Source organism: Calothrix sp. NIES-2100, assembly GCF_963875285.1.
Lineage (GTDB): Bacteria > Cyanobacteriota > Cyanobacteriia > Cyanobacteriales > Nostocaceae > Aulosira.
In genome coordinates this window covers 7614567-7638149 of record NZ_CAWNLA010000001.1, presented here as the reverse complement: position 1 = coordinate 7638149, position 23583 = coordinate 7614567, and the positions used below count along the sequence as shown (strand labels likewise).

General features: G+C 40.2%; 16 protein-coding genes and 1 CRISPR repeat array. Of the genes, 6 read left to right on the top strand and 10 right to left on the bottom strand.

The annotated features are described in order from the left end of the window. Nucleotides 1–234 precede the first annotated feature (234 nt). The gene (gene aqpZ, locus AACU32_RS31135) at nucleotides 235–993 is read left to right on the top strand and encodes an aquaporin Z (protein ID WP_096605523.1); all 759 of its coding nucleotides are present in this window, start codon (nucleotides 235–237) and stop codon (nucleotides 991–993) included. Nucleotides 994–1125: 132 nt separating this feature from the next. On the opposite strand, the gene AACU32_RS31130 is transcribed toward aqpZ, so the two are convergent. The 6 genes from AACU32_RS31130 to AACU32_RS31105 all read right to left on the bottom strand — a co-directional run bounded on the left by AACU32_RS31130 (nucleotide 1126) and on the right by AACU32_RS31105 (nucleotide 7413). Then, nucleotides 1126–1689 carry a Uma2 family endonuclease gene (locus AACU32_RS31130; RefSeq protein ID WP_096608256.1) on the bottom strand — a complete coding sequence of 188 codons (564 nt, stop codon included), beginning with the start codon at nucleotides 1687–1689 and terminating at the stop codon, nucleotides 1126–1128. Between the two features lie 536 nt (nucleotides 1690–2225). After that, complete coding sequence (locus AACU32_RS31125) at nucleotides 2226–2975, bottom strand: ABC transporter ATP-binding protein (protein WP_096605521.1); 750 nt, start codon at nucleotides 2973–2975, stop codon at nucleotides 2226–2228. Nucleotides 2976–2990: 15 nt separating this feature from the next. Continuing rightward, nucleotides 2991–3764: an ABC transporter ATP-binding protein gene (locus tag AACU32_RS31120; RefSeq protein ID WP_096605519.1), complete on the bottom strand. Its 774-nt coding sequence runs from the start codon at nucleotides 3762–3764 to the stop codon at nucleotides 2991–2993. Between the two features lie 201 nt (nucleotides 3765–3965). After that, nucleotides 3966–4892, bottom strand: coding sequence for a branched-chain amino acid ABC transporter permease (locus AACU32_RS31115; protein ID WP_096605517.1), 927 nt, complete (start codon nucleotides 4890–4892; stop codon nucleotides 3966–3968). A 183-nt stretch (nucleotides 4893–5075) separates the two neighbouring features. Then, nucleotides 5076–6026, bottom strand: coding sequence for a branched-chain amino acid ABC transporter permease (locus AACU32_RS31110; RefSeq protein WP_096605515.1), 951 nt, complete (start codon nucleotides 6024–6026; stop codon nucleotides 5076–5078). A 163-nt stretch (nucleotides 6027–6189) separates the two neighbouring features. After that, entirely contained in the window at nucleotides 6190–7413 is a 1224-nt protein-coding gene (locus tag AACU32_RS31105; RefSeq protein ID WP_096608255.1) for an ABC transporter substrate-binding protein, read from the bottom strand. Between the two features lie 907 nt (nucleotides 7414–8320). Here AACU32_RS31105 and AACU32_RS31100 point away from each other — a divergent pair. Continuing rightward, on the top strand, nucleotides 8321–11179 hold the full coding sequence (locus AACU32_RS31100) for a CHAT domain-containing protein (protein WP_339378407.1): 2859 nt from the start codon (nucleotides 8321–8323) through the stop codon (nucleotides 11177–11179). Between the two features lie 233 nt (nucleotides 11180–11412). Here AACU32_RS31100 and AACU32_RS31095 read toward each other — a convergent pair whose 3' ends face one another. After that, entirely contained in the window at nucleotides 11413–12390 is a 978-nt protein-coding gene (locus AACU32_RS31095) for a glycosyltransferase family 2 protein (protein ID WP_096605513.1), read from the bottom strand. Between the two features lie 7 nt (nucleotides 12391–12397). Further along, nucleotides 12398–13060, bottom strand: a complete 663-nt coding sequence (locus tag AACU32_RS31090; RefSeq protein ID WP_096608253.1) for a VTT domain-containing protein — start codon at nucleotides 13058–13060, stop codon at nucleotides 12398–12400. 491 nt (nucleotides 13061–13551) lie between these two features. Continuing rightward, nucleotides 13552–14606: direct repeats of the CRISPR family, unit length 37 nt; unit sequence ATTGCAATTAATTAAAATCCCTATTAGGGATTGAAAC. Between the two features lie 558 nt (nucleotides 14607–15164). Here AACU32_RS31090 and AACU32_RS31085 point away from each other — a divergent pair. After that, nucleotides 15165–16676, top strand: a complete 1512-nt coding sequence (locus AACU32_RS31085) for a reverse transcriptase domain-containing protein (RefSeq protein WP_096597853.1) — start codon at nucleotides 15165–15167, stop codon at nucleotides 16674–16676. Between the two features lie 381 nt (nucleotides 16677–17057). Here the strand turns inward: AACU32_RS31085 and AACU32_RS31080 are convergent, their stop codons facing one another. Together AACU32_RS31080 and AACU32_RS31075 are read right to left on the bottom strand one after the other, a co-directional pair. Further along, entirely contained in the window at nucleotides 17058–17408 is a 351-nt protein-coding gene (locus tag AACU32_RS31080) for a DNA primase (RefSeq protein ID WP_096605511.1), read from the bottom strand. A 705-nt stretch (nucleotides 17409–18113) separates the two neighbouring features. Continuing rightward, nucleotides 18114–19310: an FAD-dependent oxidoreductase gene (locus AACU32_RS31075; RefSeq protein ID WP_096608252.1), complete on the bottom strand. Its 1197-nt coding sequence runs from the start codon at nucleotides 19308–19310 to the stop codon at nucleotides 18114–18116. A gap of 222 nt (nucleotides 19311–19532) precedes the next feature. Between AACU32_RS31075 and AACU32_RS31070 the strand changes: the two genes are divergently transcribed. The 3 genes from AACU32_RS31070 to AACU32_RS31060 all read left to right on the top strand — a co-directional run bounded on the left by AACU32_RS31070 (nucleotide 19533) and on the right by AACU32_RS31060 (nucleotide 23537). Then, a complete protein-coding gene (locus AACU32_RS31070; RefSeq protein ID WP_096605509.1) occupies nucleotides 19533–20279 on the top strand; it encodes a pentapeptide repeat-containing protein in 747 nt (248 codons plus the stop codon). 234 nt (nucleotides 20280–20513) lie between these two features. Continuing rightward, the gene (locus tag AACU32_RS31065) at nucleotides 20514–21983 is read left to right on the top strand and encodes a pentapeptide repeat-containing protein (RefSeq protein ID WP_096605507.1); all 1470 of its coding nucleotides are present in this window, start codon (nucleotides 20514–20516) and stop codon (nucleotides 21981–21983) included. A 228-nt stretch (nucleotides 21984–22211) separates the two neighbouring features. Continuing rightward, nucleotides 22212–23537, top strand: coding sequence for a pentapeptide repeat-containing protein (locus tag AACU32_RS31060; protein ID WP_339378406.1), 1326 nt, complete (start codon nucleotides 22212–22214; stop codon nucleotides 23535–23537). The last annotated feature ends 46 nt before the right edge of the window (nucleotides 23538–23583 follow it).

Sequence of the window (23583 nt, the reverse complement as noted above, 5' to 3'; positions counted from 1 at the left end):
GTCACTCAGAGATATTTACATTTAATGTATATAAAAAATATAAATTATCCGTATGACATTTTATTCTTAACTTAGATTGTTACTACTTACTAAATATTGATAACCTCACTAGTTAAACAAAAACAAGATACAAATCAACATAAAGTGTTGTATAAAATTAAAACAACATAAAATATTAAAATTTCTGATACAGACCATCGTAAATTTAAATTGAGGAGAGAATGGAGAAAAAAAATGATACCTCTTGTTACGCGGTGCCTGGCAGAATTTCTCGGAACATTGGTGCTAGTTTTTGGTGGATGCGGCAGTGCTGTTTTTGCAGCAGCATTTCCTGATGCCAAAGCCAATGAATTCGGAATTGGTTTTTTAGGGGTTTCTTTGGCATTCGGTCTGACAGTATTGATTATGGCCTATGCGATTGGTCATATCTCTGGTTGTCATCTTAACCCAGCCGTATCATTTGGTTTGTGGGCGGGAAAACGTTTTCCCGGATCAGAATTACTTCCATATATTATTTCCCAGGTATTAGGAGCAATAGTCGCCGCTGGGCTAATTTATTTAATTGCCAGTGGTAAACCAGGATTTACACTTTCTGGATCTAATCCATTAGCAACAAATGGCTTTGCAGAACATTCTCCTGGAGGTTATTCGCTGGTTGCTGGTTTCATCACAGAAGTTGTACTTACCTTCATTTTTTTAATAGTGATTTTAGGTTCAACAGATGGACGTGCGCCTAAGGGCTTTGCACCTATTGCGATTGGTTTAGCACTGACACTAATTCATTTGGTTAGTATTCCCATCACCAATACATCAGTGAATCCTGCTCGTACTACTGGCCCTGCACTCTTTGCTGGGGTAGAAATGTTTAAGCAAGTATGGATGTTTTGGGCTGCTCCTATTTTAGGTGCAATTTTGGCAGGATCATTCTATTCACGAGTTTTGGGTGAATCAGGAGAGCAAATTGTCGGTGAAGCAGAGTTGCAACTGAAATAGCAATTCACCAAGACAAGATTAGTCGTAATTTCCAACAATCAAGAAATTTCTTGTAGCAGAATAACAGACGATTTATAAAGTACATCTTAAGTAGGGTGCGTTAGGCTTCAGCCATAACGCACCATTTTTATCTTATAACTTTAACCATCCAAATAACTCACCTACAGTCAATTGTAAATTACTCACTAAATCGGGAGCTGGTAAGATTTCCTGTTCTGCTTGTAAAAGTTCTGGTTGCTGTTTTGGGGGATAAACTATAACAGAACGTTCATCTGGATCTATCAGCCAACCTAAGCAACTACCATACTTTAAACAATGCAAAATATTTCCAGTTACTTTCGTCTGACTTTGTTCGGGTGAAAGAATTTCAATTGTCCAGTCTGGATAGGTTTCAAAGACATTCGCTACATCTCCGTTTGCATCTAGAGGAATTCTTTCCCACGCAAACACAGCGACATCGGGAACAATTGAACGCCCGCCAAAGGTACACCGCAATTCTGGAAAAGCTAGGGCAATTTTTTGAGTTTCAGCTAGTTGATTAATATCAGTAACTAGCTTACCCTGTAATTTACTATGTTTTCCTCGTGGCATCGGTTTTTGAATAATTTGCCCATTGATATATTCACTAGCTGGCTTGGTTTCCGGCTGGTTTAAAAATTCTTCTAAAGTTAGAGGTTTGGTTGGTGAATTTAGCATATGTTCGCGCTTATTGCTCATAATAAAAGCACCCCACCCCCAACCCCTCCCCGCAAGCGAGGAGGTGAGTAAAAGAGGAGAGGAGAAGTTGAGATTTGGTGGGGTGGGGTAGTAGGGACATGAGATAAAATTAAGTTATCCTAAATAAGCTTTTTTAACTCGCTCATCGATAATTAATTCGGATGCTACACCTGTTAAGCTTTTCGCGCTTATTGCTCATAATAAAAGCACCCCACCCCCAACCCCTCCCCGCAAGCGAGGAGGGGAGTAAAAGAGGGGAGGAGAAGGGTAGATTTGGTGGGGTGGGGTAGTAGGCATACGTGTCAACTTAACGTGAAACCCTTGCCAAGACGTGATGACCGAATTATCTCACCTACCATCACGATCCGCGTCACCCCACCCCAGCTTTGCTAACGCAAAACTTCCCCTCCCCGTTTACGGGGAGGGGATTAAGGGGTGGGGTGAAAGACTTGTGGGATAAGCGTTTTAACTTAAGTTGACACCAATGGGTAGTAGGGACATGAGGTAAAATTAAGTTATCCTAAATAAGCTTTTTTAACTCGCTCATCGGTAATTAATTCGGAGGCTGCGCCTGTTAAAGTAATAGAACCAGCTTCTAAAACATATCCTCTATCGGCAATTTGTAGAGCCAGATTTGCGTTTTGTTCAACTAATAAAATCGTTACGCCTGTAGCTCGGAGATTTTCAATAATTGTGAAGATTTCCCGGACGATCGCAGGCGCTAAACCTAAGCTAGGTTCATCTAACAGCAGTAGTTGGGGTCTACTCATTAAAGCACGAGCGATCGCTAACATTTGTTGTTCGCCACCGCTGAGGGTTCCTGCTAGTTGATTGCGTCTTTGGGCTAAGCGGGGAAATAGCTGATATTGATGTTCTAAATCTGCTTTAATTTCTTTTTGATCGTTGCGAATATACGCACCTAATAACAAATTATCTAAAACTGTTTGTCTAGCTAATACTCTCCGTCCTTCCGGAGAATGGGCGATACCCAGTTTTACTACCTCATAAGCTTGACGGCGCGTAATATTCCGTCCATTGTAGATAATTTGTCCATTTTTAGGGTTAACTATTTTTGATATAGCGCGGAGTGTAGTAGTTTTACCAGCACCGTTAGCACCAATTAAAGTTACTACTTCGCCTTTTTTAATTGTTAAATTAATCTTTTTCAGAGCTTGAATGCCGCCATAATTTACATCCAGGTCTGTAACATCTAAAATCGTAAAATCTTCTTTATCTTTTAAATCTCGGCGTTCATCGGCGTTCATCGGCGGTTCAATTCCTCATCCACTTCCCAAATAAGCTGCGATTACTGCTGGATCATCTCTGACAACAGCGGGTTTACCCAAAGCAATTAATTGTCCAAAATCCAAAACAGCAATGCGATCGCACAATCCCATAACTAAGGGTACATGATGCTCAATCAATACGATCGTTAAGTTAAAGCGTTCTCTAAGACTGCGGATAAAATCGCTGAGTTGCTTTTTCTCGCTGGGGTTCATCCCTGCTGCTGGTTCATCGAGGAGTAAAATTTGCGGTTCTAGGGCTAAAGCGCGGGCGATTTCTAAGCGACGCTGATCGCCATAAGCAAAATTCTTGGCTTTTTCTTCAGGGCGATCGCTCAATCCCACCATCTCCAATAACTCTAAAGCTTTTTTCCGACTTTTAGATTCTTCACTAGGCGCTGGTGGTAATCCTAGAACTCCTGTAATCATACCACTTTTCGTATGTAGATGACCGCCGATGATGACATTTTCTAAGGCTGATAATTCACCAAAGAGGCGAATATTTTGAAATGTTCGCGCAATCCCTAAACCTGCAATTTTATGGGGACTTAATTGAGAAATGTCTCTACCTTGATAAATTAATTGTCCATTAGAAGGGGGAATGAAGGCTGTAATTAAATTAAATAATGTGGTTTTTCCCGCCCCATTAGGGCCAATCAGTCCAAAAATTTCATGATTTTGAACTGCAAAAGATACATTATTCACAGCCACCAAACCACCAAAGCGGCGAGTTAATGACTTTGCTTCTAAGACAGTAGAATTGTTATCCATTTTGTTAGGGGCTAGGGGTTAGTGCGTAGGTTGGGTTGAGGAACGAAACCCAACATTTTTGCCGCTATTTCATCGGAGAAATTTTGCTTGAAAAATCTCTTTTTAATCTCTTGTCTCTGTGTTCTCTGCGCCTCTGTGGTTAAATAAATTATTTTTTTGTACCGCAGAGGACGCAGAGGACGCAGAGAGAGAATAACTGTTTTATCTATTTTTTACTTGACGTTTTTTGAAAATATCTGGTGTCACTAATCCTTGAGGAAAAAATATTGTGCCGATGACAATTAGTAAACCAAAAATAATTAATCTTCCATCTCGTAAAAATTGCGCTAACCAAGTAGGTAAACCGCCTGTATCGGCTAGGCTGCGCAAAATTTCTGGTAAGGCTGTAAATACCATTCCTCCAACTACCGAACCTAAAAAAGTTCTCGAACCGCCAATTAACACAAAAGTTAAATAAATAATACTCGCATCAAAAGTACCTTGACGCGCATTCCATGTATTGAGAAAATGGGCGCTAATTGCACCAACTACACCTGCAAGAATTGCTCCTAATGTAAAGGCTAAAACTTTGTAGTAGGTGGGGTTGATTCCCATTGCGCCGGCTGCTAATTCATCTTCACGAATAGCAGTAAATGCTCTGCCTACCTTAATACGCTCTAGACGGTAAAATAAGACCATCGCTATGATTAGTAATGGCAAAGCAATCCATAAATATTCGATTTGAGATTGGAAGGGTTGAGGAATGCCAAAAATGCCGACAGCACCGCCTGTAATGTCCAAATTGAGGGAGATAACTCGCAAAACTTCGACAAAAGCAATAGTGGCGATCGCTAAATAAATTCCTCGCAATCTTAACGCCGGAATTCCTACGGCTACACCCAATAAGCCGGAAACTAAACCAGCAATTATCATCTCAGTTAATAACAGCCAAATCGGAAATGAGCTACTATCAGATTTAAAAACTGTTGTTGATAAAATTGCCGCAATATAACCACCTAAAGCATAAAATCCAGGGCTGGCTAAAGATAGTTGTCCTGTCATTAATGGTAAATAAAGGGATAGTCCTAATAAAGCCCCTAATACCATAGAAACAATTAGCGAAGCGTAAGTAGAGAAAAATTCAGTCATTTGTCAGTTGTCATTTGTCGGTTGTCATTTGTCATTTGTCATTTGTCATTTCTCCGCGTCTCCGCGTCTCCGCGTCTCTTTGTCCTCCTTATCTCTCTTCCCTCATTGTCATTGCGAATGCAGCCCAATTGTCAGGCTTAAGCTGTTAATATTTGCTCTGCTGTCAATGTCAATTCGCAGTTTTTAAACCTTCTGAATAAACCTGCGTCCTAGTAAACCTTGGGGTCTAACTAATAGCATGACAAATAAAATTGCAAATGCTACAGCGTCTTTATAACCGGAGTATTCGCCGGGGACAAATGCTTCTACTAAGCCAATAACTAAACCTCCTAGGACTGCGCCGGGAATACTACCCAAACCACCTAAGACAATGACTGCTAAACCTCTTAAACCAAAGGCGATACCAAAATATGGCCCAGCAATACTGACGCTAGAAGCCACTAAAGTTCCGGCTAATCCGGCTAAGAAACTGCTGATGAAAAATGTCAGCACAATAAAGCCATCGGTGTTAATTCCTAACAAACTGGAGGTAGTTGCATCTTCAGCGATCGCTTGCATGGCTTTACCATGTTTAGTACCGTTAATAAAATAGGTGAGAATTGCGACAAATACCACAGACACAGCAAAAATTACTATTTGTACGCTGCGTATAGGAATGGGGTTTTCAGGGCTGCCAAAGTTAATCGATGCTGGTAAATTCCCGTAAGCATCGGCGGGGAAGGTATAACTTTCTGCACCGACTAAATATTGAATCAGGTTGACGATGACTACCGCCACACCCAAGCTGGAAACCACCGTTAATAAGGGATCAGATCCTTTACGGCGTAGGGGTTGAAAAGCAATGCGTTCCATCGCTATACCCACCAATCCCGCTAAGGTGCTGCCTAAAAATAAGGCGATCGCAAATGGTAACTTTATCGGTATTGTCGCATTAGCTAGCAAACCATTAAATCCGAAAGTACCACCCATGAGTGCATAAGTAAAATATGCACCCAGAGTAAATACTGCTCCATGAGCTAAATTAATAATGCCTAAAATAGAATAAACCAGAGTGTATCCCAAGGCAAAAATCGCATAAACGCTACCAATAGATAGCCCGTTTAAGACTTGTTGTAAAAATAGTGTGAATGTCATTTGTCATTTGTCATTTGTCATTTGTCATTTGTCATTGGGCATTGGGCATTGGGCATTGGGCATTGGGCATTTCTTATTTATCTCCCTTCCCTTGTCTCCCTTGTCTCCCTTGTCCCCCTTGTTTCCCTTGTCCCCCTTGTCTCCCTCATCCCTATTCCCTACGCTATTTTAAAAAGGCAAATTGCCCTTGGTTACCATCTTTATCCATTTTGATTTGGGCTACATAAAAATCTTTTTGGACAACTTCACCTACGGGAGTAAAGGCAATTTCGCCTAGCGGTGTATTATATTTTCCAGCTAGTATCTGTTTATTTAATTCATTCCGCAATTGTGGCAGTGCTAATGTATTAACTTTGGTTTTTTTATCTAAAGCTTGGAGTGCTTCGACATAAACCTGAACTGCGCTAAAAGCTTGAGCCGTAAATTGTGGTGGTTCTTTTTTATATTGCTCGGTGTAAGCTTTACGAAATGTCGAATTAATTTCACCAGGATGTTCTGGACTGTAAGCTTGCGCAATCAATACACCATCGCATAATGCTTTACATACTGGAAAAATGTTGGAAGTATTGAGTCCATTACCACCAACAATTAAACCTTTATAACCGAGTTCTCTTAGTTGTCTGACTAAGTTACCACCATCAGCAGCTAAACCTGAAATAATTACTAAATCTGCTTTGAGGTTAATCGCGTTGGTGGCTTGGGTTTGAAAATCTGTATCGCTAGTTTGGAATTTTTGGACTGTGACTAATTCCAAATTCTGATCTTTCACAGTTTTCTGGAAAATGTCTGTTTCTGATTTACTATAAGAATCATTTTGGGCAAAGAAAACCGCAACTTTTTTAATGTTGGGATTGAGCTTGAGTGCGGCTTTTATAGAATTAGGTGCAACTACAGAACTAGGTGCAGAAACCCGCGCTACATAATCCCCGATTTCGGGAATTTTAGCCGCTGTATTCGATGCTGCTAATACTGGTACTTTACCACGGTCGGCAACTGGGTCAGCACTAAAGGCTTGCTGTGACAAAGTGGGGCCGACAATACCGACAACTTTATCTTTATTAATTAAAGTTTGAAAGGCGTTGATTGCACCATTTTCATCACCACTAGTGTCTTGAAACACTAGTTTAATTGGTGTACCGTTAATTCCACCTTTATCATTAAAATACTTCTCAGCAATTTTAGCTCCTGCTACTTGTTCTTGACCGAGTAAAGCGACGTTACTAGTTTGGGCAAAAGCAATACCAATAGGAATTACACTTGATGTATTTGTAGTCTCATTTTGAGAAGTATTACCTATATTTGTACTATTACTAGCTCCACTACAGGCTGTTAGCAGCATACTCAAAGTGACGAAAAATGTAGTTGTCAGCGCAGCGGATTTTTTCATGGATAAGAAATAATCTATTTTTGGAATCATCTTTATTTGACCACAAGCAGATCCAGATTCCAAGAGTAGTATGTCAGTTTTGCAAATATCACGCCTCCCTCAAGGCTAAGAGGATGTCTGAAAACTTTTTGGTGTAGTATTCGAGACTTGTAGATCCCCCTAAATCCCCCTTAAAAAGGGGAGCCACTGCGTTGGGCGGGTTCCCCGACTTGTAGCAAGTGGCGTGGACTTTGATTCATTTTCCCCCCTTTGTAAGGGGGGCTAGGGGGGATCTGGCGAAATATTTAATACTTCAAGAGACAACCTCTAAAAGCCTCAGTCTGAGTTGGTTAGCTTTGCTCATGTAGCGATCGCCTTTAGGGTTTTAAACATTTGACAGATTTTCTAGATGTTTACAAAAATTTAACGGTTCAATAGTGGTGTATGCGCAATAAAAGCCGGATTAGTGCGAGTTGCAAAAGCTTACTTATCCTGAAAATTACAGAAACACTCAAGCACAAACTAATCATCACAAAACCCAATACTTTCAGTCCCTTGTCAATCACAACGTACCAGCCAAGCCATTTCGTTTAATGCTAAAGCGGAAGGAGATCGGGGTCATCCTGTCAACATAATATTAGTTGACCGATACTCTAGTAGGAGTTCGGACAAAAGTTACAAATCTTATTAGGGAAAATACCTCGTTTAATTTTGCGGGGAAAGCCAACAAATAGCGATTGCCACTGTCAAATTATTGCATAAGCTCCTACACGCTAGAAATATATTAAGTAATAAACGAAACACTACACCAAGTAAGCTAATGAACTACCACCTAAAATATCTAGTCCTTACTACCGTGCTACTCTCTCTCAGTTGCCATGTTGGCATTGCCTATTCGAGAACTGAGGAAAAAAATGACCTAACACATTTGAAACTGGCACAGGTACCACCAATTCCAACTGCGTTACCGCCACAGGAGCAACCAACAAACTTCCAGACACCGGCTGTACAACCAATTCCTGATCCGTTACTGAACTTGATACCGGCTGTACAACCAATTCCTAATCCGTTACTGAACTTCCAGACACCGGCTGTACAACCAATTCCTAATCCATTCAAAACACAGGAGCTACCAAACAACTTACCGATAACGGCGCCACAACCAATTGTGACTCCGTTCCTAACACAGGAACAACTAAAAAACTTCCAGCCACCGTCTGAACAACCAATTCTTACTCCGTTCCTAACACAGGAACAACTAAAAAACTTGCCGATACTGTCTCCACAATTAATTAATATAGAAGCCGATAAACAATTCCAGGAGCAACAGCGTCAAATCAGTGAACAAGTGCAGCGCTCCCAAGAAGAGAATCGACGCAAACGTGAACAACAGCAGCAAAAGTTGCAACAGCAGCAACAGCACCAACAGATGCGACAGATGCAACAGGAGCAACAGATGCAAGAATGGCAACTGCAAGCATGGCGACATCAGTTGGAAGAGCAATTAAACCGCCGTAATCCGGAATATTTGAGTGGTGAATACCAAGCAGCTATGCACTGGATGAGAATAGGTGAATATCAAAAAGCTTTAACCAAGTTGGAATGGATTTTATCGGCTCAAAGAGAAAATAAGTTTCGTAAAGATGAAGGTATAACTTTAACTGCGATCGCACAAGCTAACAAAAGTCTCAGCCGTTATTCCAAAGCTTTAGAGTTTTGCCAGCAAGCCCTACAAATTCAAAAACAAATTAACGACCAAGAAGGAATCAGCATCAGCTTGAGAGTTCAAGGTTTAATTCACCAAACTTTAGGACAGTACTCTAAAGCTTTAAACTTATATCAGCAAGCTTTGATAATTACCAAAAAAAGTGGTGATAGGTTTCAGGAAGGTCAAATTATTGTTGACATTGCCAACATTTATATTCATCAGGGTAACTATTCTCAAGCCAAGAATTTATATGAGCAATCACTAACTATTGCTAAACAAATTTCCGACCAACAACAAGCATCTAAATCCTCGGAATCTAAACAAGAAAAGCAAGCATCTACCACCATCAAAAAAGAACGTTATCTCCAACTAGAAGGACAATCTTTAAGTGGTATAGGTGAAGCGTATCAAAAACTCGGTGAATACAGCCAAGCTTTAGATTTATATCAGCAAGCTATAAGTGTACAAAAACAGATTAAAAATAAGCCAGATGAAGGAGAAACTCTGACTAAAATAGGTTCTGTTTATGTTAATCAGGGTAATTTACCACAAGCATTAGATTATTATCAGCAGTCTTTAAATATTGCTAGACAAACAAATGACAAAGTAGCGGAAGCTACATCTCTCAATAATATTGGTTTGGCTTACAATACCCAAGGTAAATATACTGATGCAGAAAAAACACTATTTACTGCTGTTCAAACTTGGGAATTTTTACGAAACGGATTATCGGATGATCAGAAGATATCTATCTTTGAAAACCAAGCTACTTCCTACCAACTTTTACAACAAGCTTTAGTAGCTCAAAATCAAAGCAACGCTGCTTTAGAAATAGCAGAACGTAGTAGAGCTAGAGCTTTTGTGGAGCTACTAGCTTCAAGACTATCTGCTAATAGCATAAATCCCGCAAACGATCATCCCCTTAATATCAAGCAAATTCAACAAATTGCGCAGCAAAAATCAAGCACAATCGTTGAATACTCAATCATTAACGATCCATTAGTAGAACAGGGTAAAGAAGAATCACATCCATCACAACTTTACATTTGGGTAGTGAAACCTACAGGTAAAATTACTTTTAAACAAGTCAACCTTAAATCCTTAAATGTATCTTTACGAGACTTTATTGCCAAAGAGCGCGATTTGATTGGCACAAGAGGTCGCGGTGGTATTAATGTAGTTATGGGTGATTCGTCAGTAAAAAATCAACAGCAAAATTTATTACGACAACTCTATCAAATTTTGATTGAACCCATAGCATCTGAGTTACCAACAAATCCAGATGAACCTGTTATTTTTATCCCGCAAGGAAATTTATTTTTCCTTCCCTTCGCTGCTTTGCAAGATGAGCAAGGTAAATACCTGATTGAAAATCATACTATTCTCACGGCTCCTGCTATCCAAGTGTTGCAGTTAACCCATCAACAGAAAATAAAAAACCGCAGCACGAGAATCACAACACGCCCATTAATAGTGGGTAATCCGACCATGCCTAGTATAGCCCCGGAAGTAGGCGAACAACCTCAGCAGCTATTATCATTACCAGGTGCTGAACAAGAAGCTTTAGAAGTTGGCAAAATATTGAATGCACAAGTTTTAACGGGTAAAGGGGCCAGCGAAACTTTTGTCAAGCTTTTGATGAGATCGGCAGGAATTGTGCATTTAGCAACCCACGGACTACTGGATGATTTTAAAGGATTTGGCGTACCAGGAGCTATTGCTCTTGCCCCTTCTGTTAGAGATGATGGATTATTAACAAGCAGCGAAATCTCTGAAATGCAACTCAATGCTGATTTAGTTGTTCTGAGTGCCTGTGACACTGGTAGAGGAGATATAAAAGGCGATGGTGTTATCGGTTTGTCACGCTCTTTGATTGCCGCAGGTGCATCCAGTATTATTGTTTCTTTATGGGCGGTATCGGATAACTCTACTACATTTTTAATGACCAACTTTTATCAAAATCTACAACAAAACCCTAATAAAGCTACAGCACTCCGTTCAGCAATGCTTACAACTATCAAAAAGTATCCTGAACCATTAAATTGGGCTGCATTTACATTAATTGGCGAAGCAGAGTAAGCAGTTAAGCCTTAGAGGATGTTTGAAAAGTTTTATTGTAGGTATTAAAACGTTCTATATCCCCCTAAATCCCTCTTTTTAAGGAGGACTTTGATTCCGGTTCCCCCCTTTTTTAGGGGGGTTAGGGGGGATCAAGAGGTGCGTAAAATCACAACAAAACACTTTTTTCACAACCTCTTAAACATTTCCAAATAAGATGTCTGTATTAGCGAAAGTTTGTAGATGCGGTGCCTTTACTGGTTGATTAATTTATTTTTTGGTATTTCCTTATACTCTTCATAAAAACCTGCTACTTCTGCCAAGGTATAAAGAGGCCTTTGTTTTACCTCTTCATAAATCCGCCCAATATATTCACCCAAAATCCCAATACTAAATAGTTGTACGCCGCCGATAAAGAAAATGGCTACCAAAATAATCGCCATTCCCGTGAGGGAAGAATGTGGCTCAATCAGTCGCCAGTACAATACCAGCACACACATGAATAGGGAAACTAGGGCGGCGAAAAAGCCCATATAAGTTGAAAGTTGCAGGGGGACTTTAGAAAAAGAAACTAAGCCGTTAATTGCTAATCCTAAAGATTTGCGAAATGTATATTTCACCTCACCTGCAAACCGTGGATCTCGTTCAAATTTAATCGCTATTTGATTAAAACCAACCCAAGCCCGCAAGCCGCGAATGTAACGATTTCGCTCTGGCATTGCATTTAAAACATCGACAACTTTACGATCTAATAAACAAAAATCCCCTGTGTCTGTGGGGATATCTACATCGGCGAGATTTTTGAGAATGCGGTAAAAAGCATAGGCTGTGAAACGCTTAAACCAGCCTTCTTTTCGGCGTTGAAGACGTTGGGCGTAGACAATTTGATATCCTTGTCGCCATTTTTCCACCATATCGGGAATCAATTCCGGCGGATCTTGTAAATCGGCATCTAAAATGACAATTACCTGTCCTCGGACAAAATTTAGTCCCGCTGTCACCGCAATTTGATGTCCAAAATTCCGCGCTAGACTTAAGTAAACCACACGCGGATCTTTTTGATGTAATTCTCGCATCATTTGTAAAGAGCGATCGCGGCTACCATCATTCACCAAACATAACTCTACCTCACCATCCATCCGATTCATCACCAGGGAAATGCGGCGGTACATTTCCTCGATGGTCTCTTGTTCGTTGTAAATCGGTACTATAAAAGAATACTTGGGTAGCATGATTAACTTAATCTTTGCGACGAAAGGGAAAACTGCGACGACGGCGATACCAGGTAGATCCAGCTACTAGCATTCCTGTCAACGCCAAAGCGCCAATCAGTGGCATAACTTCGCCTGTACGGATGGCTTTTAAGCCGGAACTACCCAATAACACAAATGGTAATACTGACGGTATTGTCCCCAAAATCGTGCCAATTAGGTAATCTTTGAAGCTAATTGATGTCAACCCAGCCGCAAAATTTACCAATCCATAGGGCATGATCGGTACTAGACGAATGGCAAACATATAATAGACTCCACCTTGGCGCACCTCCGCGTCAATCGCTTGCCAACGCCCTGCTAATCTTTTAGCTACAGCATCATGTCCAATTGTCCGCGCAAAAATAAAAGAAGCGATCGCTGCCACAATTGCTGCTACACTTGTCCAAAATGTCCCCAGCCAAGCGCCGAAAATTGCGCCCCCCGTTAAATTCAGGGCGGTGGAAGGTAAAACTAAAATTGTTGCTATCACATAGATTACTACATAAGTTACAGGCGCCCAGATACCAGAGTTTTTCAACCACAACTTAATCACATCGGGATTAATTCCTCCTAAACAATAGGCTGTGAGTCCAGTCGCCACCAGACAAACAACAAACAATAAAATAAAACTGGTTTTAAGATTGAGCATAAATACATTAATGTTTGTACGGCTGGGCAGAAATAGAGTACCACCCCAAAATACCTTGACATTCATTCAAACATTACGTGACTTTCTTTGTGCAAGGTTGGTGAGTTTCGGCTACGCTCAACTACGGCAAAGCCGAACCACTGACTTTTTTTGGTAAAATTGTATCTATCGGCGTGACAGAGGCGATGTCTACAACAAGCCGCTTTACGCCCACGCTATCACAAGACTTTTGCCCTGCGTCTAGCGTCAACCAGTAGGTGTTTAAAAACAACAGTCAAATTTTGCGCCTCAAAAGCTTACTGCCTCTAGTTTTGAACCCTTTTTCAGAGAATATGAGGTTGACGCAAATTCTCTAACCCTTGCTATACAAGCATTTGCAGCTTTTTGCCTATGACACCCTTGACAACTCAATGTCCTAAAAGCTATTTTAATTTGAGGTTGACGCAACTGTACCTTGAAAACCAAATACAGCAAGCCTTCCAACTCCGGGCATTGCAATTAATTAAAATCCCTATTAGGGATTGAAACCTGAAATAGACAAACACATCCATTGATTCAGGAATATTGCAATTAATTAAAATCCCTATTAGGGATTGAAACCAAAAATTACTTTTTGGGGCGTTCAAAGAGAAGTTTGCATTGCAATTAATTAAAATCCCTATTAGGGATTGAAACATTCCCCCAATAAGTATCAAAATTGGTAATGTTGTTATTGCAATTAATTAAAATCCCTATTAGGGATTGAAACCCATCCAAAGTATTGTGGTGATTCACCACTAAGATTGCAATTAATTAAAATCCCTATTAGGGATTGAAACAAAAATTCACAGACTACGGAATTTTTGACGAATTAATTGCAATTAATTAAAATCCCTATTAGGGATTGAAACTTCATTAATGCCTAGTTCAGAAGCAAATTGCTTTATTGCAATTAATTAAAATCCCTATTAGGGATTGAAACACATCGCCCGCGCTAATTCCACTCAAAGCTGCTAATTGCAATTAATTAAAATCCCTATTAGGGATTGAAACGTAGATAATTCTCAGAGTGCTGATATAGCAGCATAAATTGCAATTAATTAAAATCCCTATTAGGGATTGAAACCAGGTTAAACGTACCAAAATTCTAGGAAAATAAATATTGCAATTAATTAAAATCCCTATTAGGGATTGAAACACTGACTTTTCTATAGGCTTAAAAAAGCTTACGGGATTGCAATTAATTAAAATCCCTATTAGGGATTGAAACTATGGGTGGATTTGTAAAAGAAAGTAACGGTAATTATTATTGCAATTAATTAAAATCCCTATTAGGGATTGAAACAACAATTCTTCCAATTCTGGCAGGGAACTCTTTATTGCAATTAATTAAAATCCCTATTAGGGATTGAAACCAAGCCAAATACGGTAATGTACCGACAATGGTATTTGCCTCTAGATTGCAATTAATTAAAATCCCTATTAGGGATTGAAACCTTCGGCTTACCGGATTTGTAAGAATTCGCCTGCATTGCAATTAATTAAAATCCCTATTAGGGATTGAAACAGTGCGACTCGTTCTAGAGTAAAAAATACTACCAAGTATATAGCTCTAGGTGAGAAAAATCCGGATGAAACCTGGAAAATCTCATAACTAATTCTCGGATGTAGGTATAGAATCCTACCCTGGAAAGGAAACAGTGACTCCCAACCTGTCCACACCGACTAGACTCGGAATTCTAGAGAGTGAAGCTGGAAACAGGACACAATCAGAGCTAAAAGCAGATATGGCACACTGGTGTTAATGGGGAGATGACAAGGATAAACAAGACCTAAAAAAGCGTCATAATCCCAAGCGGTAATCTGAAAAAAAACATACCGACTTGATGTTTTTATTCTCGCGGCAATATTGTTTCGTTAGCCGTATTCCTATGAGAAGAACATTGGCGAACTGGTCTGTCCTAAATCATCAAAAAATCCAGAATTGGAACGAGGAAAAATAATGATGGAGTCTAGAGAAAGGTCGAAACTCTAGTAGGTAAGACGAGATAAGTAAACCTCCACATTAGGTAGGACGAACCGTAATTGGTTCGAGGCAATCAGAGTATAATTAGCGGCGTAGAGTATGGTTAGACACGTAGAAATAAACTACAGTGAACTGTGGAAATCGTTACCGTGGAAGAAACTCCGCAAAAACCTTTTTCGCCTACAATGTCGATTATATAAAGCGATGCGAGCCAATGACCAAAAACTTGTCAAAAGTCTCCAAAAGCTGATACTCCGTTCCCGGAGTGCAAGATTATTAGCGATTCGTCAAGTCACACAATTAAATGTTGGGAAGAAGACCGCTGGTGTCGATGGAAAAAAGTCCTTAACTTTCTTTGAAAGAATTGAACTCGATGAATACATCAAGGTAAATATTCATAATTGGAAACCCCAAAAACTCAGAGAAATTCCCATACCAAAGAAAGACGGTACTCAAAGAATCTTAAAAGTACCCACGATTCGGGACAGAGTATGGCAATGCTTGCTCAAATACGCGATAGAACCAGCACACGAAGCATTATTTAATGCCAGAAGCTATGGATTTAGACCAGGACGTTCGGCACATGATTGTCAAAAGTTGATTTTCCAAAACTTGAACTCTCATGCGAATGGAAAGGAAAAACGAATCCTAGAACTCGATATTGAAAAATGTTTCGACCGCATCAACCATAACTTCTTGATGTCTGTGGTAATCGCGCCGCAAAGCGTCAAACAAGGGCTGTGGAGAAGTCTGAAAATCGGTACAAATCCCGAATTCCCTGATTCTGGTACACCACAGGGAGGAGTATGCAGCCCACTTCTTGCCAACATCGCATTAGACGGCATCGAAAATATCCATAAATCCGTCAGATATGCGGATGATATGGTATTTATCCTCAAGCCGAATGAAAATGCTTCACAAATACTTGATAAAGTCAGCGCCTTTTTGCACATTCGCGGACTAAATGTAAAAGCCTCAAAGACAAGATTAGTTAGAGCGACAACAGGCTTTGACTTTTTAGGCTGGCATTTTCAAGTCCAGAACAATGGCAAGTTTAGATGTACTCCGGCAATGGAGAACTTCAAAACTTTTCAAGCTAAAGTCAAAACCATTATCAATAACTCGCATGATGGTGCAGCCATCAAAGCCGATAAATTAGCCCCAATTATTCGGGGTTGGCGAAATTATCATCGTTACTGCAAAATGTCTGGTTCTCAGTTTTCGCTCTGGTTCATTAATCACCGAACATTTAAAGTGTTCAACCAACAACCTAAAATGAACCGTTACCAAGCCGAAACCCTAGTCAAAAAGGCATTTCCTCCAGTCCCCTACTCGGAAAATGATTTCGTCAATGTCAAAGGAGATTATTCTCCCTTCAACGGCAACCTGATTTATTGGAGTCAACGTCAATCCAAATTCTATGATGGTGCGACATCCAAAGCTTTGATTTCTCAACACCACAAATGTGGATTTTGTGGCTTAAGTTTTGTAGATGCTGAAAGAATTCACCTCCATCACATTGATGGTAACCATGACAATTGTCATCCTAAAAACCTTTTGGCTATACATGAATCTTGCCACGATTTAGTTCACTATCGCAAAGGCAAATAGCCTCAGATTTGTCGAAAGCTGGATGCACCGAAAGGCGCACGTCCAGATTGAAATGGGAGGTGCGGGGGATAATACCCCCCATCGACCCAACCAGTAAGATTTTTCTCTCTCGTAGTAGTCATATTATTGCAATTAATTAAAATCCCTATTAGGGATTGAAACGCCTAATAGCTAAAACTACGACTGAGCAATACTCTTGATTGCAATTAATTAAAATCCCTATTAGGGATTGAAACACGCTAATCTTACTGCTTCATTCTGCGCTCGAATTGCCAGTCTTTGCGATTGCTTCGTTCCTCTCTACGAGACGCTTCGCGTTAAGCGAAGCTATGCCGAAGGCTTTACGCAATGACAAAACATATTATATTTATTTACGTTGAGCTACTTATCAGCAAAAGATAGCTCTAAGTCGTGTTGATCGGCTTCAACATCGTATTTATCGGCGTAAAAGTCGTGTTGATCGTCATCAATATCGTATTTATCGTCGTCAAAGTCGTGTTGATCGTCATCAATATCGTATTTATCGGCGTAAAAGTCGTGTTGATCGTCATCAATATCGTATTTATCGGCGTAAAAGTCGTTTTGATCGTCATCAATATCGTATTTATCGGCGTAAAAGTCGTGTTGATCGTCATCAATATCGTATTTATCGTCGTCAAAGTCGTTTTGATCGGCTTCAAACTTTGTCGCACCGCGATCAAGTAAGTACACAGGTGCGATGTCTGGCGACAAGAAGCGGATACTCTTGGCGAATCAGGGGTATCACCCTTGACACAAGGGACATCCAATTTTTTAAATACCCAATAAATTTGTAGTGCGAGCGTCTCACTCGATGAATGAACATCAGCGAGCTTTCCGGCTCGCACTACGGAATATGGGTAATTTATTTGTTGTAAGTCCCGAAGGATTTTTCGTCATTTCAGACGATTGTAGGGGCGGGGTAACCCCCATACGTGTCAACTTAACGTGAACCCCTTGCCAAGATGTGATTTGATACAAAATCACGTACTATCAAGATCCGCATTACCCCACCCCAGTTTTGTCTAAAGCCAAAACGTCCCCTCCCCGTTTACGGGGAGGGGATTGAGGGGTGGGGTAAAAGGCCTGTGGGATAAGCGTTTTGACTTAAGTTGACACCAATGGGTTACCTCACCCTTACGAGGGTTTTTTGATTAAATGAAGGGTCAGAGGTATCACCAGCGTAGCTCTCTACACATGTTAGGTGAGAATGGAGAAGGCGATCGCAAACTGCTTCAGTTGAACAACAAGATCCCCGACTTCTTTAAGAAGTCAGGGATCTGAGTCTGTTGAATTTTACAAATCAAATATAGCGGTTCTCACTTGGATGAAATACAACCGAAGGCGGGGAAACCCCGCCCCTACAGGCTTTACGATTTAAAACTGTACCTCACCGATTTGAAAACCGCTATATAACTGCTATATATCTTTTATTTTTGGTAGCTGTTGAAAGCGTTGCATAAAGCGACGATCAAGCCAATCTTTCCAAAGCCACAATAATTTATGGGGTGGTAAAGTGAATCCACCTTTTGTGGCGATCGCTTTTTTATCTCCTGTACCAATTAAACTTAAATATTGCTTTTGCGGTATATAAGGTTTGAGCGGTTTACCTAAGACATACCGCTGTAAATTCTCAAACAAAGGTTTACCTTGTCGCACAGCAAATACCCCAGCTTTGGGGCGGGGATGATTAATCATTGTCGCAATGTCACCGGCGGCGAATACATCGGGGTGAGATGGGGATTGTAATGTGTCTTCTACTAAAATAAAGCCTTGGTCATCAGTTCTCAGTCCTGTAGATTTTAACCACTCAGGTGCAGCAGCTTGAGTTACCCAAAAAATTTTGTCACACTCTACTGTCAATCCCGATTCACATTGAATTTGTAATATCTGTGGATTTTCCTTCTCTGTTAGGGGTGTGACTTGAGTGACAGTTTCTCCTAAATGGAGTTGAATACCCCGCTGGGTAAGAATTTGGCTAGCTGCTTGCTGTACTGATTGATCATACTTCGCCATCAGTTGGCGATCGCGCTGGAATAAATGAATTTCCAGAATCCCCGATGGCTGTAAAATCCGCTGTAACTGTGCTTGCATCGATAGCGCCAATTCTACACCACCAGCACCACCGCCGGCGATCGCAATAGTTATCGGTTTTTGCAGTTTTTCTGCCACATTTCTCAGTAATTCATCCCAATGTTTGAGCAATTCTGATACTGGTTTTGCGGGAATTACATATTCTGCTGCATCGGATACAGATATTTTTGCCGGAGTACTGCCAATATCAACAGACAGGACATCAAAATCTACCGCAGGGCGATTAGCACAAATTACTTGATGATTTTTCAAATCCAGATTAATAACTTGGTCAAGGTATAACTGTGCTTGGGCAAATTGGGTTAATACTCGTAAATCAATATGGCATTCATCATGGGTGTAAAAACCAGCAATGTGTCCGGGAAGCATCCCAGAATAAGGTGTATCTGAATTTGTAGTAATCAAAGTTAAACGCACACCCGGTAGAGGTTTCATCCCAAACATCCTCAGCACAATTGCATGGCTGTGACCACCACCAACCAGTACCAAATTTTTTAATATTGGCTCTCTATCCTGCTGCATCTCCATATTTGAGTACATGCTGTTCCTTTATCTATTGTGAGCCGATCAGCCACTTACTAATTATTTTCGTTTAGCTGATTTAATTCTCTGGCTACTATATATTACTGATTATTGCTAAATTAAAGGGGTACAGAGTAATTACATTGGTTGGTGGTATAATTACTTAAATTAGATTATTTTTTTGGGTAGAAAATATCTAAATTATTAAAAATAACTTCGGGTATGTTAAAACGAATTGCAAGTGCTTACAATACGGCAAAAACTTGGAATCCAAAAAATATATTGTTATTAGAAAAAATCTATCAAGCAATATTTGCTAACGATAACCAAGTACAAATTATTCCTAAATATTCTTATACACAACGTTTTCACCTAGCAATTGAACAGCTAGAACGCCAAAATAGAGAAATCAATTTGGCTGTATTTGATGATTTAGCCACAATGGCTCAAGAAGATCCAAAATTACATGGAAAAATCATGGCATCTCTGACGAGTTTTATCCGCAATAATGCTCAAAAAGAGCCAGAAAAAGAAGCCAAGGACAACCCATTAGCAACAATTCGTGTCGATATTCAAGCAGCCTTATCGGTGCTAGCTAAAAGAAATGCTTACAAAGATAAAGAAAGTGAACCACTAGATTTGAGCTACATAGATATTAGAGGCGCTAAACTCTGTGGGGCAAATTTACAGCAGACAAACCTTTATCAAACTAATCTTTCGGGAGCAGATTTGTGTAGCGCGAATTTGCATGGAGCCATCCTGACTGCGGCTAATCTTTCGGGAGCCAACCTGGCTGGAGCTAATCTCAACGAAGCAATTTTAAGTGCAGCTAATCTTTCAGGAGCCAACCTGGCTGGAGCCAACTTATATCGAGCAAATTTATACTTAGCAAAGCTGGATGGTGCAATTCTCCAGGATGCCATACTTGATGGAGCAAACTTGAGAGAGGCGAAATTTTCTGAGGGATGAGGAGGGGAAGGGGGAAGGGGGGAAGGGGAGATGAGGGGGACAAGGGGACGCGGGGACGCGGAGAAATGACAAATGACAAATGACAAATGACAAATGACAAATGACAAATGACAACTGACACGCAAAGCGCAATAAATTACGTCTAATGGAGAATATGCAAATTATATGCTAAATGATATACTTTTTGCCTCAGAAGATAAGTAATAATCCTGAGTTGTGAGGAACATTTCTGCAATGTCTGCTAACAAGACAGGCGTACTCTTAAATTGGTTAATAGTTATAACAGTTATATTTGCTCTCTTATTGAGTTTAATTGTCTTTGTATTATCAAAGATTCGGCAATTATCAATTCAGCAACAAATAGAATATGGTATTCAAGCATTAGCGACGATCGCCATCATTTTTCTAGGTTTGGCATTGCTGGTGAATGCTTACTATGGAGCCAAGCGTGCCCAAGCCTTACATAAAAGTGCGATCGCTGCTGAAAGAAATATTGAACTGGGGCTGCAAAATGCTAAACTATCTCAAGATAAGCTGATTGCCGAACGGTTTATGACAGCAATTGCCCAGCTGGGACATGATAAGAGCGAAACCCGCACGGGGGCAATTTATGCTTTAGAAAGAGTCGCTCAGGAATTTCCGTCAGAACACTGGACAATTATGGAAATCCTCACAGCTTTTGTGCGGGAAAATGCTCCTATCCGCGATCGCGGGCAAACAACTGAGGAATATCTAGCGTCTATCGATTTTGACAACCACAGAAACGAGAACCAGCGTACACAACAGTTGGATGTGAATTTACCAGAGCAATCAGCCAAAATTCCCACTGATATACAAGTAGCTCTCACAGTCATTGCTAGACGTAATTATCTCCATGACCGAGAAAATCAGAAAATAGATTTACGGAATACAGATATTAGACGAGCAGATTTACCAGGAGCTAATTTAGAAGGAGTTGATTTTCGGGGTGCTGACTTATCTGGTGCAGATTTGCGGGGTGCTGCTTTGACTGGTGCAGATCTGAGTGGAACGAAACTCACTGGAAGTATACTTTATGAAGCCAACCTACCCAAAGTCAACCTCAGTGGAGCTGATCTTTGTTGGGCAAACCTGAATCGTGCTAATTTGTCTGGAGCTAACCTGCGGGGAGCTAATCTTGCAGGAGCAAGTTTGCGTGCAGCTAATTTGCACGCAGCCAACTTATATAAAGCTAATTTACAACAAGCAACCCTAAAAGTTGCCAATCTCTCAGGAGCCAAATTATTTCTCGCTAATTTGCAAGGAGCAAAGCTTGGTAAAGCCAACTTGCAGCTGACAGGATTAATTGGAGCCAACCTGCAAGGGGCGAACTTGAATGGAGCCAACCTGCAAGGAGCTAACCTCAATGCGGCGAAACTTCAGCAAACAGAAATCTTTTTTGCCAACCTGTCAGAAGCCAGCTTGGCGGAAGCTGATTTGTATCGAGCCAACCTCATCGGCGCTAACCTTTCTAAAGCAATCCTCTATGAAGCCAATCTCCACGGTGCAAATCTGATGGGAGCTAACCTCTTGGGGGCGAACCTTTGTGATGTCAAATTAGAAGGGGCGATTTTGACAGGGGTGAAAAATTTAGAATTACAACAAATTACAGCAGCAGCAGGCGATCGCACAACTCGCCTACCGGATTATGTCGAAGCCCCAACACACTGGCGAAAACCTGGTTAGGGAACTCCAAAAAATAAATTATTCCGCTCAAAGTTGTTGATTGTTGACTGTTGACTGTTGACGGGGTTGGCTCGTGCATAATTACAGTAGTTTCTATTATTTATCAGTAAATTTATATAGATTTTTTTATAGCCAAATTTATTTATTCATTAAGTCAGTATTTTTACTGTACTAAAAGAGACTGGCAAATAATACTATGGATAAACTTAATTGAAGAAGGAGTCAACAATGAAGACTAATTCTATGTCTTTATTCAAGTTAGATGGACTCACTAATTGGTTTATTTATATTACTACCATACTTGTTCTATCATTAACTTTAATTATGTGCTGGTGGTTGAGTTTTCAGGAAGTATCTATCTTTCAAACAATAGCAATCATTACTAAAATAATCACAATAATTTTAATTGTTGTTTGGGGAATAGTAATTAGCATTAATGCTTACTATACATCAAAACTTTCTCTGGCAGTGGGTCAGAGTGTATTAACACAAATTATTTCCGGAATTATGGAGCGTAAGCAAAATACAAAAATTGGTATAAATTATACAGAAACTAATCCAGAAGAATTAGTTGACAAAAGATTTTATCAAGCAATCGAACATCTAGGTCATGAAAAAATAGAAACAAGGTTTGCGGCAATATACGAGTTAGAAAGAATTGCCAGGGATTTTCCTAAACATCATTGGACAATTATGGAAATTCTTGCCGCTTTTGTTCGACAAAATGCCTCAGCATATGATAAAGATGCGGATAATTTATCAGCAAAAATTCCTACAGATATTCAAACAGCCCTGACTGTAATTGGCAGACGTAATACTCTGTTTGATTTGCCCAAAAAGAAACTAGATTTACGCGATATAAATATCAGCGGCGCTGATCTCATGGAAGCTGACCTTTCTGGAGCCATTTTAACTGGAGCCAATTTACAATGGGTAAACCTGATAGGAGCCGACTTATCAGGAGCAGATTTAACAGAAGCAAATCTCTGCGGCGCAGTTCTTTATGAAGCCAACTTGAGAAAAGCTATATTTGCTGAAGCGAATCTCCAAGAAGCGGTTTTGCGAAAAGTGAATTTATCTAAAGCAGTATTATATGAAGCTGACTTGCAAGGGGCAATTCTTTATGATGCCAACTTACAAGGAGCCATACTTGAGAACGCTAATTTAGAAGCAGCTATTCTTTGTGACACTAACTTAGAAGCAGCGAACTTAGAGGGAAGCAACCTCGTGGGAGCAAACCTGATTGGTAGTAACTTGCAAGGCGCAAAAATGATCGGTGCAAACTTAGAAGCCGTCTTATTCAGTACTGCTAACCTACAGCAAGCTAACCTCTATGAAGCGAATTTAGAACAAGCAAACTTCTATGAAGCTAACCTCCAAGACACAATTCTTACTGGTACGAACTTAAAACAGGCAATTTTCCAGAAAGCGCGAATTTTTGGCGCAGACATGACTAGATGTGAAAATTTAGACTTACAGCAACTGGAATTAGCGTTTGGCGATCGCACAACCGTTCTTCCAGAAACTCTCGAAATCCCGGAAACTTGGTGCTAACATCTAGCGGATTTTACTGCAGTTATGAGTGGTTGCTCCTTTCTAG

What these genes read in the sequence shown, in the direction of transcription:
- AACU32_RS31105 (WP_096608255.1), bottom strand. Translation starts at nt 7,413, where the DNA reads ATGAAAAAATCCGCTGCGCTGACAACTACATTTTTCGTCACTTTGAGT.
- AACU32_RS31120 (WP_096605519.1), bottom strand. Translation starts at nt 3,764, where the DNA reads ATGGATAACAATTCTACTGTCTTAGAAGCAAAGTCATTAACTCGCCGC.
- AACU32_RS31110 (WP_096605515.1), bottom strand. Translation starts at nt 6,026, where the DNA reads ATGACATTCACACTATTTTTACAACAAGTCTTAAACGGGCTATCTATT.
- AACU32_RS31075 (WP_096608252.1), bottom strand. Translation starts at nt 19,310, where the DNA reads ATGCAGCAGGATAGAGAGCCAATATTAAAAAATTTGGTACTGGTTGGT.
- AACU32_RS31125 (WP_096605521.1), bottom strand. Translation starts at nt 2,975, where the DNA reads ATGAACGCCGATGAACGCCGAGATTTAAAAGATAAAGAAGATTTTACG.
- AACU32_RS31065 (WP_096605507.1), top strand. Translation starts at nt 20,514, where the DNA reads ATGTCTGCTAACAAGACAGGCGTACTCTTAAATTGGTTAATAGTTATA.
- aqpZ (WP_096605523.1), top strand. Translation starts at nt 235, where the DNA reads ATGATACCTCTTGTTACGCGGTGCCTGGCAGAATTTCTCGGAACATTG.
- AACU32_RS31060 (WP_339378406.1), top strand. Translation starts at nt 22,212, where the DNA reads ATGAAGACTAATTCTATGTCTTTATTCAAGTTAGATGGACTCACTAAT.
- AACU32_RS31115 (WP_096605517.1), bottom strand. Translation starts at nt 4,892, where the DNA reads ATGACTGAATTTTTCTCTACTTACGCTTCGCTAATTGTTTCTATGGTA.
- AACU32_RS31090 (WP_096608253.1), bottom strand. Translation starts at nt 13,060, where the DNA reads ATGCTCAATCTTAAAACCAGTTTTATTTTATTGTTTGTTGTTTGTCTG.
- AACU32_RS31070 (WP_096605509.1), top strand. Translation starts at nt 19,533, where the DNA reads ATGTTAAAACGAATTGCAAGTGCTTACAATACGGCAAAAACTTGGAAT.
- AACU32_RS31130 (WP_096608256.1), bottom strand. Translation starts at nt 1,689, where the DNA reads ATGCTAAATTCACCAACCAAACCTCTAACTTTAGAAGAATTTTTAAAC.
- AACU32_RS31095 (WP_096605513.1), bottom strand. Translation starts at nt 12,390, where the DNA reads ATGCTACCCAAGTATTCTTTTATAGTACCGATTTACAACGAACAAGAG.
- AACU32_RS31085 (WP_096597853.1), top strand. Translation starts at nt 15,165, where the DNA reads ATGGTTAGACACGTAGAAATAAACTACAGTGAACTGTGGAAATCGTTA.